The organism is Noviherbaspirillum soli (assembly GCF_015352955.1).
Classification (GTDB): domain Bacteria; phylum Pseudomonadota; class Gammaproteobacteria; order Burkholderiales; family Burkholderiaceae_D; genus Noviherbaspirillum_A; species Noviherbaspirillum_A soli.
This window is the reverse complement of the sequence record NZ_JACYOX010000080.1, coordinates 1-9111: the sequence shown is the minus strand read 5'-3', so window position 1 is coordinate 9111 and position 9111 is coordinate 1. Positions and strand designations below refer to the sequence as shown.

The 9111-nt window shown below is 65.0% G+C and carries 9 protein-coding genes; all 9 read left to right on the top strand.

The window, feature by feature from the left end; genetic code table 11:
- The first annotated feature begins 361 nt into the window (after nucleotides 1-361).
- The 9 genes from IGW04_RS25145 (at nucleotide 362) to IGW04_RS25105 (ending at nucleotide 8493) form a co-directional block, all read left to right on the top strand.
- Nucleotides 362-628 carry a YkgJ family cysteine cluster protein gene (locus IGW04_RS25145; protein WP_323744908.1) on the top strand — a complete coding sequence of 89 codons (267 nt, stop codon included), beginning with the start codon at nucleotides 362-364 and terminating at the stop codon, nucleotides 626-628.
- Nucleotides 625-1176 carry a DUF1439 domain-containing protein gene (locus tag IGW04_RS25140; protein ID WP_194715835.1) on the top strand — a complete coding sequence of 184 codons (552 nt, stop codon included), beginning with the start codon at nucleotides 625-627 and terminating at the stop codon, nucleotides 1174-1176. The genes IGW04_RS25145 and IGW04_RS25140 overlap by 4 nt, the downstream gene beginning before the upstream one ends.
- A 113-nt stretch (nucleotides 1177-1289) precedes the next feature.
- Entirely contained in the window at nucleotides 1290-2123 is an 834-nt protein-coding gene (locus tag IGW04_RS25135) for an undecaprenyl-diphosphate phosphatase (RefSeq protein WP_194715834.1), read from the top strand.
- A gap of 24 nt (nucleotides 2124-2147) precedes the next feature.
- Nucleotides 2148-3968 (top strand): DNA helicase RecQ, encoded by a 1821-nt coding sequence (gene recQ / locus IGW04_RS25130; protein ID WP_194715833.1) that lies wholly within the window; start codon nucleotides 2148-2150, stop codon nucleotides 3966-3968.
- A gap of 284 nt (nucleotides 3969-4252) precedes the next feature.
- Nucleotides 4253-4738 carry a 4Fe-4S dicluster domain-containing protein gene (locus tag IGW04_RS25125; protein WP_194715832.1) on the top strand — a complete coding sequence of 162 codons (486 nt, stop codon included), beginning with the start codon at nucleotides 4253-4255 and terminating at the stop codon, nucleotides 4736-4738.
- Nucleotides 4739-4758: 20 nt separating this feature from the next.
- Nucleotides 4759-6606, top strand: coding sequence for an aldehyde ferredoxin oxidoreductase family protein (locus tag IGW04_RS25120; protein ID WP_194715831.1), 1848 nt, complete (start codon nucleotides 4759-4761; stop codon nucleotides 6604-6606).
- Nucleotides 6607-6682: 76 nt separating this feature from the next.
- On the top strand, nucleotides 6683-7942 hold the full coding sequence (locus IGW04_RS25115) for an NAD(P)/FAD-dependent oxidoreductase (RefSeq protein ID WP_194715830.1): 1260 nt from the start codon (nucleotides 6683-6685) through the stop codon (nucleotides 7940-7942).
- A 9-nt stretch (nucleotides 7943-7951) separates the two neighbouring features.
- The gene (locus IGW04_RS25110; protein WP_194715829.1) at nucleotides 7952-8203 is read left to right on the top strand and encodes a MoaD/ThiS family protein; all 252 of its coding nucleotides are present in this window, start codon (nucleotides 7952-7954) and stop codon (nucleotides 8201-8203) included.
- Nucleotides 8200-8493: a hypothetical protein gene (locus IGW04_RS25105; RefSeq protein ID WP_194715828.1), complete on the top strand. Its 294-nt coding sequence runs from the start codon at nucleotides 8200-8202 to the stop codon at nucleotides 8491-8493. The genes IGW04_RS25110 and IGW04_RS25105 overlap by 4 nt, the downstream gene beginning before the upstream one ends.
- Nucleotides 8494-9111: the final 618 nt, after the last annotated feature.

The window sequence follows — 9111 nt, the reverse complement described above, 5'->3', positions numbered from 1 at the left end:
GCATCCAGCCGCCCGTTCCTTGGGTGCCCCCAAGGAACTGCTACAACCATTCCGACGCTTGTCGTACAAGACCGTCGGAATTACTACACAACCGAACTGACGGAATAATACAAGGGTGCAATACCCGAAGGGCATTGCACCGCGGCCGCATACCGCAAAGACCATCTCAAGGACCTTCTCTGGTCCACGCATGGTGGAATGCCCCTTCGGGGTATTCCACCCTACGGCATCAGGGGTATGTGCAGGATGCAGGTTGCGCCGCGCCTAAACCTGCGGCATGAGGCTAGTCTGGCTAAATTCGCTCTAGCCAGCTCCGCCACACATTGCGGCTTGGCGCCGGGTTTTTCAGTACAATCCCCCGATGATTTCCGCCATGTCATGCCGCCCCGGTTGCGGCGCCTGCTGCACCGCGCCTTCCATCACGTCCGCCATCCCTGGCATGCCTGACGGCAAGCCTGCCGGAGTCCGCTGCATCCAGCTTGACGACGCCAACGGCTGCCGCATTTTCGGCAGTCCGGCCCGGCCAGCGGTGTGCGCCAGCCTTAGGCCTTCTGTCGAGATGTGCGGCGAAAGCCGCGAGCAGGCGCTGGCCTGGCTGGACAGGCTGGAGAAGGAGACCATGGCATGAAGCGCCTGTTTTCCCTGCTGGCCCTGCTTGGTTTGCTGCTGCTGGCGTCCTGCGCAGGCCTGATCGGCCCGCGCGACGTCGAAGTGCCGGTGTCGCGCCTGCAGCAGGGGCTGGAACGCCGGTTTCCTTACAACCAGCGCTATCTCGGCCTGTTCGATGTCACCGCGGTCAATCCGCGCCTGGCCATGCAGCCGGAACAGAACCGCATCGCCACCAGCGTGGACCTGTCGGTGGCGCCGGTGCTGGCGCTGGGCCGGGGCATACGCGGCAGCCTGACCCTGTCGGGCGTGCCGCGGGTGGACATGTCGCGCGGCGTGCTGCTGCTGGGCGACCCGCGCGTCGATGAACTGCGCATACCGGGGCTGGACCAGGCATTCGGCGGCCAGCTTGCCAATGTCGCCAGTTTCCTGGCCGCGCAGCTGCTGGGCGACCTGCCGGTGTACAGCTTCTCGCCGGGCGACCTGCGCTATGCCGGCGTGCAGTTTGCGCCACAGAAAATCGTCACTCAGCCGGATCGCCTCGTGGTAACCTTTGCGCCGGTCAACTGAACCGATCTGTCTCGGGGGCTACCTACCGAACCCGCCTGTATCATCCCGGCGGGTTTTCCTTTTTCAACGCGCACGCTCCCGCAGCGCATCTTTCACCCAAGAAAAATTCAAGCATGGATCTGGCATTACTCTTTAAAGCATTCATCATGGGCATCGTCGAGGGACTTACCGAGTTCCTGCCGATTTCCTCCACCGGCCACCTGATTCTGACCGGCAGCCTGCTCGATTTCACCGGCGACAAGGTCAAGGTGTTCGAGATCGCCATCCAGGCCGGCGCGATGCTGGCCGTGATCTGGGAATACCGCGCGCGCATCGCGGCGGTGCTGACCGGCATGTTCAGCGATCACCGCGCGCGGCTGTTCGTGCTGAACCTGGTCGTCGCCTTCGTGCCGGCCGCCGTGCTGGGCTTCATCTTCAGCAAGAGCATCAAGGCGGTGCTGTTCGCGCCGGTGCCGGTGGCGCTGGCCTTCATCCTCGGCGGCTTCGTGATCCTGTGGGTGGAAAAGCGCCAGCGCGCGCAGAACCGGCCGGCGCGGGTCGAGTCGGTGGACGACATGACGGTGCTGGATGCCTTCAAGGTCGGCTGCGCCCAGGCCTTCGCGCTGATTCCGGGCACCAGCCGCTCCGGCGCCACCATCATCGGCGGCATGATGTTCGGCCTTTCGCGCAAGGCGGCCACCGAGTTTTCCTTTTTCCTGGCCATCCCCACATTACTGGCAGCCACGGTGTATTCCCTGTACAAGGAGCGCGCGCTGCTGTCGGCCGCTGATCTGCCCATGTTTACCGTGGGCACCATCGCCGCGTTCGGCTCGGCCTTCCTGTGCGTGCGCTGGCTGCTGCGCTATATCAGCACCCACGACTTCACCCTCTTTGCCTGGTACCGCATCGTGTTCGGCCTGTTCGTGCTGCTCAGCGCCTACAGCGGCTGGGTGGTCTGGGCCGATTAACCGGAAAAAGCGAAATCCAGAACCATGTCCGACCTTCGAGAACGCGCGCTCGACCTGCTGCAAACCATCTTTGGCTATCCGGCTTTCCGCGGCCAGCAGGCCGAGATCGTCGATACGCTGGCCAACGGCGGCGATGCGCTGGTGCTGATGCCCACCGGCGGCGGCAAGTCGCTGTGCTACCAGATTCCGGCGCTGCTGCGCGACGGCGTCGGCGTGGTGGTGTCGCCACTGATCGCCTTGATGCAGGACCAGGTCGACGCGCTGGCCGAGGTCGGCGTGCGCGCCGCCTTTCTGAATTCCACCCAGAACTGGCAGCAGGCCTCGCGCATCGAGCAGCAGGTGCGCGACGGCGAGCTTGATTTGCTCTACGTCGCGCCGGAGCGGCTGCTCACGCCGCGCTGCATGGAGCTGCTGGAATCATCGAAGATTGCGCTGTTCGCGATCGACGAGGCGCACTGCGTGTCGCAATGGGGCCATGACTTCCGGCCGGAATACATCCGCCTGTCCATCCTGCACGAGCGCTTCCCGAACGTGCCGCGGATCGCGCTGACGGCCACCGCCGACCAGCAGACCCGCGAGGAAATCGCGCGCCGGCTGCAGCTGGAGGAGGGCCGCCAGTTCGTCTCTTCCTTCGACCGGCCAAATATCCGCTACCAGATCGTGGAAAAGGGCAACGGCCGCAAGCAGCTGCTGGACTTCATCGAGGCCGAGCATCCGGAAGATGCCGGCGTGGTGTATTGCCTGTCGCGCAAGAAGGTGGAGGAGGTGGCCGAGTTCCTTAACCAGAACGGCCGCAGCGCGCTGGCCTACCACGCCGGCATGGACCTGGAAACCCGCACCGCCAACCAGGCCCGCTTCCTGCGCGAGGAAGGCATCGTGATGGTGGCCACCATCGCCTTCGGCATGGGCATCGACAAGCCCGACGTGCGCTTCGTCGCCCACCTCGACCTGCCCAAGAGCATCGAGGGCTATTACCAGGAAACCGGCCGCGCCGGCCGCGACGGCGCGCCGGCCAATGCCTGGATGGCCTATGGCCTGCAGGACGTGGTGCAGCAGCGCCGCATGATCGACGAGTCCGAGGCGGACGAAACCTACAAGCGCATCCAGGGCCAGAAGCTCGATGCGATGCTGGGGCTGTGCGAGACCATCGGCTGCCGCCGGGTGCGCCTGCTGAGCTATTTTGGCCAGGAATCCGGGCCGTGCGGCAACTGCGACACCTGTTTGCATCCGCCGGTGTCGTATGACGCCACGGTGCCGGTGCAGAAACTGCTGTCGGCTGTCTACCGGGTCGACCAGCGCTTCGGCGCCGGCCATGTGATGGATGTGCTGCGCGGCATCGATTCCGACAAGGTCAAGCAATGGAAGCATGACCAGCTGTCGGTGTTTGGCGTGGGCTCGGAAACAGGCGAGGCGGAATGGCGCGCCATCCTGCGCCAGGTGATCGCGCTGGGCCTCCTGACGGTGGACCATGACAGCTACAACGCGCTCAAGCTCACCGCCGAGGCCAAGCCGGTGCTGCGCGGCGAGCGCCAGATCCAGCTGCGGCGCTATGAGAAGCCGGTCAAGCAGAAGCGCAGCGCGTCGGCCAAGCCGCGCGGCTATGTCGAGGCCGACCTGTCGCGCAGCGAGCAGGAAATCTTCGAGAAGCTGCGCTGGTGGCGGGTGGAAACCGCACGCGCCCACAATGTGCCGGCCTATGTGATCTTCCACGACGCCACCATGCGCGAGATCGCCAAGGCCAAGCCGCTGTCGCTGGACGACCTGCGCGGCGTGTCCGGCGTCGGCGAGAAGAAGCTGCAGACCTATGGCGAGGAAATCGTCGCGCTGATTGCCGAGCTGGTCTGAATCTGCATTGCCCCGGCCTGCCCGGGGCGCACATTGCTACACACTGCCACTGTTCCAGATCCGGTCAACTGTTCCATTCCGTGACAGTCGTTGATCGTGTCGGCATCGGCTGTTTGCCCTCCCCAAGCCGGTTTTGCGTATGAACAAGGCTGCATAAGTCTTGTGCCCCTGGCCTGGCTTGCTTTTTGCACATCACTCTGCGTTTTGTCCAAAGCGCGCCGTCGCCTGCCCGCCTTGCCTTGTGCGGCGCACCGCAGCGAAGCTTCCACCAGGAGGAGACCAGAGTGCAAAAGTCGCTACATATCGAGCCGGAGAAATGCACTGGCTGCCTGCAATGCGAAATGGCCTGCAGCTATGAGCATTACGGGCTGTTCAACCCGTCCAAGTCCGTCATCAAGGTGTTCGAGTTCCATGACACCGGCAAGAAGGTGCCGTACACCTGCACCCAGTGCGCCGAAGCCTGGTGCCTGCATGCCTGCCCGGTGGACGCCATCAAGCTCGACCTCACCACCGGCGCGAAGCTGGTGTTCCAGGACATCTGCGTGGGCTGCAAGGTCTGCACCATCGCCTGCCCATTCGGCACCGTCAATTATGTGCAGGACACCGGCAAGGTCCACAAGTGCGACCTGTGCGGCGGCGACCCGGCCTGCGCCGATGCCTGCCCGACCGGCGCCATCACCTATGTCGACGCCGACTGGACCGGCCTGGACCGCATGCGCCAGTGGGCCGACAAGCTCGGCAACAGCAACGCCGCCGCACCCGCGGCCTGAATCAGCGAGGAGAGCACATCATGTCGTGGACTGGAAAAATACTGCGGGTCAACCTGACGGCGGGCACCTGCGTGGCCGAACCGCTGAAGATGGATTGGGCAAAGGAATACCTGGGCCAGCGCGGCCTGGCAACCAAGTATTTCGTCGAGGAAGTCGATCCGGCGGTGGAGCCGCTGTCGGCCGAGAACAAGATCATCTGGGCCACCGGCCCGCTGACCGGCACCATGGCTTCCACCGGCGGCCGCTACTCCGTGATCACCAAGGGCGCGCTGACCGGTGCGATCGCATGCTCGAATTCGGGCGGCTATTTCGGCGCCGAACTGAAGATGGCCGGCTGGGACATGATCATCTTCGAAGGCCGGGCCGCCAGCCCGGTGTACCTGTCGATCAACGATGACCATGCCGAACTGCTCGACGCCTCCTGGCTGTGGGGCAAGTCGGTCTGGGAAACCGAGCCGGCGATCAAGACCCGCCACCAGGACCCGCTGATGCGCGTCTCCACCATCGGCCGCGCCGGCGAGACCGGCTGCCTGTATGCCGCGGTGGTCAACGACCTGCACCGCGCCGCTGGCCGCTCGGGCGTGGGCACCGTGATGGGCAGCAAGAACCTGAAGGCGATTGCGGTGCGCGGCAAGAAGGGCGTGGGCAATATCCGCGATCCGCGCGCCTTCATGAAGGCCACCGTCGCCGCCAAGAAGGTGCTGGCCGACAATGCCGTCACCGGCCAGGGCCTGCCGACCTATGGCACCCAGGTGCTGATGAACGTGATCAACGAGATGGGCGCGATGCCCACCCGTAATCACCGCGAGGTGCAGTTCGAAGGCGCCAAGGATATTTCCGGCGAAGCCATGCACACGCCGCGTCCGACCGACGGCAAGAAGAACCTGGTGACCAACCAGGCCTGCTTCGGCTGCACCATTGCCTGCGGCCGCATTTCCAAGATCGACGAGAACCACTTCACGGTGCAGAACAAGCCGCAGTACTGGGGCGCCTCCGGCGGCCTGGAATACGAAGCGGCCTGGGCGCTGGGCTCGGCCAATGGCGTCAATGACCTGGAAGCGCTGACCTACGCCAACTTCATCTGCAACGAGCAGGGCATGGACCCGATCTCCTTCGGCGCCACCGTCGGCGCGGTGATGGAGCTGTATGAAATGGGCGTGCTGACCAAGGAACAACTGGGCATCGACGCCAAGTTCGGCAGCGCCGAGGCGCTGACCCATTTCGTCGAGATCACCGCCAAGGGCGAGGGCTTCGGCGCGGAGATCGGCCTGGGCTCCAAGCGCCTGACCGCGAAGTACGGTCATCCCGACCTGTCGATGTCGGTCAAGGGCCAGGAATTCCCGGCCTACGATTCGCGCGGCATCCAGGGCATGGGCCTGGCTTACGCCACCTCCAACCGCGGCGCCTGCCATTTGCGCGGCTACACCGTGGCCTCGGAAGTGCTGGGCATACCGGTCAAGACCGACCCGCTGGTGACCGAGGGCAAGGCCGAGCTGGTCAAGGCCTTCCAGGACGCCACCGCGGTGTTCGATTCGGCCGGCGTGTGCGTCTTCACCACCTTCGCCTGGACGCTGGCCGACCTGCAGCCGCAGCTGCATGCCGCCTGCGACGAGTCGTTCACGATGGAGAAGCTGGGCGAGATCGGCGAGCGCATCTGGAACATGGAGCGCGACTTCAACAACCGCGCCGGCTTCACCCGCCTCGACGACACGCTGCCCAAGCGCCTGCTGACCGAACCTGCCCAGACCGGCCCGGCCAAGGGCCTGGTCAATGGCCTGGACAAGATGCTGCCCGAGTACTACCGCATCCGCGGCTGGAATGCGGAAGGGCAGCTGACCGAGGAAACCCGCAGCCGGCTGGCGCTGTAGGCCACGTCTTTCATGCAGGGCAGGCGTCGCCGGCAAGGCGCCGGCGCGCCGCCTCGCCTGCTTACCGGGAACCAACATGAAACATCTGATCATAGGCAACGGTCCGGCTGGCGTGATCGCCGCCGAGACCATCGTCGGCCATGCGCCGCAGGACCAGGTCGTGCTGCTGGGCGACGAGCCCGAACCAAGCTATTCACGCATGGCCATTCCCTATCTGCTGATGGGCAACATCACCGAGCAGGGCACTTATCTCCGCAAGGACCCGCAGCATTTCAGCAGCCGCGGCATCCGCCTGGAGCATGGTCGCGCCAAAAGCATCGACACCGCGGCCAATATCGTCCACCTGGCCGACGGCCGGGGCCTGGGCTATGACCGGCTGCTGCTGGCGACCGGTTCGTCGCCGGTGGCGCCGCCGATACCGGGCATGGACAGCCCCGGCGTGCATACCTGCTGGACCATGGAAGACGCGCGCCGCATCATGCAGCTGGCCCGGCCCGGCGCACGGGTGGTGCAGATGGGCGCCGGCTTCATCGGCTGCATCATCATGGAAGCGCTGGCCGCGCGCGGCGTGGATCTTTCCGTGATCGAGATGGGCGACCGCATGGTGCCGCGCATGATGGGCGCCGGCGCCGGGAACATGATCAAGGCCTGGTGCCAGCACAAGGGCATCAAGGTCTATACGTCGACACGGGTCAACGCCATCGAGCCGGGCACGCCGCTGCGGCTCACGCTCTCCAGCGGCGAGGTGGTGGAAGCCGACCTGATCATTTCCGCCACCGGCGTCAAGCCGCAGATCGACATTGCCCGCGACAGCGGCATCCATTGCAAGGATGGCATCCTCGTGGACGCCACCATGCAGTCCAGCGTGCCCGGCATCTATGCCGCCGGCGACTGCGCCGAGGCATTCGACCAGGCCACGGGCCACACCGTGGTGTCGGCGATCCAGCCGAACGCGGCCGAGCAGGGACGTTGCGCCGGCATGAACATGGTGGGCCGCGCGCTGCGCATGACCGATGTGCCGCAGATCAACGTGCTCGACACCCTGGGACTGATCTCCACCTCGTTCGGCCGCTGGGACGGCGTGCCCGGCGGCGAGCATGCCGAACTGATCGACGTGCCGGCATTCCGCTTCCTGCGCCTGGAATTCGAAGGCGACCGGCTGATCGGCTCCAACGCGGTTGGCCACACCCAGCATGCCGGCGTGCTGCGCGGCCTGATCTCGCAAAGGGTCAGGCTGGGGGCCTGGAAGGACCGCTTGAAGGAAGACCCGACGCGGCTGATGGAAGCCTATATCGCCTGCGCCCAGCAGCAGGAGGTGTGGCGGCATGCAAGTTGAGTCTGTGGCATGAGGATCACTTTCAAGCTGTATGCGACCCTGTCGGACTACCTGCCGGCAGGTCAGCGCCATAACGCGGTGGAGCTCGACATCGATCAGGCCACCACCATCGGCGACCTGATCGAGCGTTTCAACCTGCCGAAGAAGCTGGTGCACCTGGTGCTGGTCAACGGCGTCTATGTGGAGCCGTCGCAGCGCATGGCGCGCACTTTGGAAGCCGGCGACGCGCTGGCGATCTGGCCGCCGGTCGCGGGTGGATGACAGCCGACCACGAGCTGTACCGGGAGATGGGCTGCACCCGGGAAGAGTTCTTGCGCTGGCTGCCCGGCGCAACCCGCCACGCGCCCATCATCAGCATCGGCGACCTGCATACCGTGCTGTCGGACCAGGGCACGGTGGAAATCGCCCTGAGCGAACTGCCGCCGCGGCGCATCGCCAGCATCACGCTGCCGGTGCTGGGCGTGCGCTTCCGATTCGTCGCGATGAATGAGGCGCAGTGGTCGGCGTTTTTGCGGTATTTCGATCACTACACGCGGCGTGGGGGGGGGTGAGCCGTCCTTGCGGAGGGCGTTGCGGTTGCAGTTGCCTTTGCCGTTGCCGTTGCCGTTACCGTTGCCGTTACCGTTGCTTTTGAAGTTGCCGTTGCTTTTGAAGTGGCAGTGAAGTCCCGTTGAGCGCGCCGTGGCAGCGGTGCCCGGAGCGGATAAGGTGCGGCGTCTGTCTGAGCGCAGCGCAGCGTAGCGAGTTTAGCCGCGCCCCGCTCCGGGTGCCGCTGACACGGGCACCCCGCGCAGCGGGGCGCGATCACCGGGTCGCCTTTTTTTGGTTACTTTTTTTGGCGAAGCAAAAAAAGTGACCCGGCCGCCGGGACGGATTCCCGGCTTGTCTCCACGGCAGTGCAGCCGTGTTGCGTCACCCGGCAACGCCCGGGCAGCACTGTCGGTGTTGACGTTGCCTTGTTCGCCGAACAACCCTTAACGTCAAAAGCAACTGCTGCTTCGCAGTGACGCCTTACCCCTGGTGACCCAACGCGATAGCACTATCGTCATGACCAGGCCGGGTGTTCGCCCCGGCGGGCGAGTCACTTTTTTTGCTTCGCCAAAAAAAGTAACCAAAAAAAGGCGACCCCGACTGTGCCGCCCCGCTGCGCGGGGTTCCCGTGCCGTCGA

Bases quoted from the DNA above. Each gene is read 5' to 3' on its own strand.
- IGW04_RS25135 (WP_194715834.1), top strand. From the start codon at position 1,290: ATGGATCTGGCATTACTCTTTAAAGCATTCATCATGGGCATCGTCGAG.
- IGW04_RS25110 (WP_194715829.1), top strand. From the start codon at position 7,952: ATGAGGATCACTTTCAAGCTGTATGCGACCCTGTCGGACTACCTGCCG.
- IGW04_RS25140 (WP_194715835.1), top strand. From the start codon at position 625: ATGAAGCGCCTGTTTTCCCTGCTGGCCCTGCTTGGTTTGCTGCTGCTG.
- recQ (WP_194715833.1), top strand. From the start codon at position 2,148: ATGTCCGACCTTCGAGAACGCGCGCTCGACCTGCTGCAAACCATCTTT.
- IGW04_RS25120 (WP_194715831.1), top strand. From the start codon at position 4,759: ATGTCGTGGACTGGAAAAATACTGCGGGTCAACCTGACGGCGGGCACC.
- IGW04_RS25145 (WP_323744908.1), top strand. From the start codon at position 362: ATGATTTCCGCCATGTCATGCCGCCCCGGTTGCGGCGCCTGCTGCACC.
- IGW04_RS25105 (WP_194715828.1), top strand. From the start codon at position 8,200: ATGACAGCCGACCACGAGCTGTACCGGGAGATGGGCTGCACCCGGGAA.
- IGW04_RS25115 (WP_194715830.1), top strand. From the start codon at position 6,683: ATGAAACATCTGATCATAGGCAACGGTCCGGCTGGCGTGATCGCCGCC.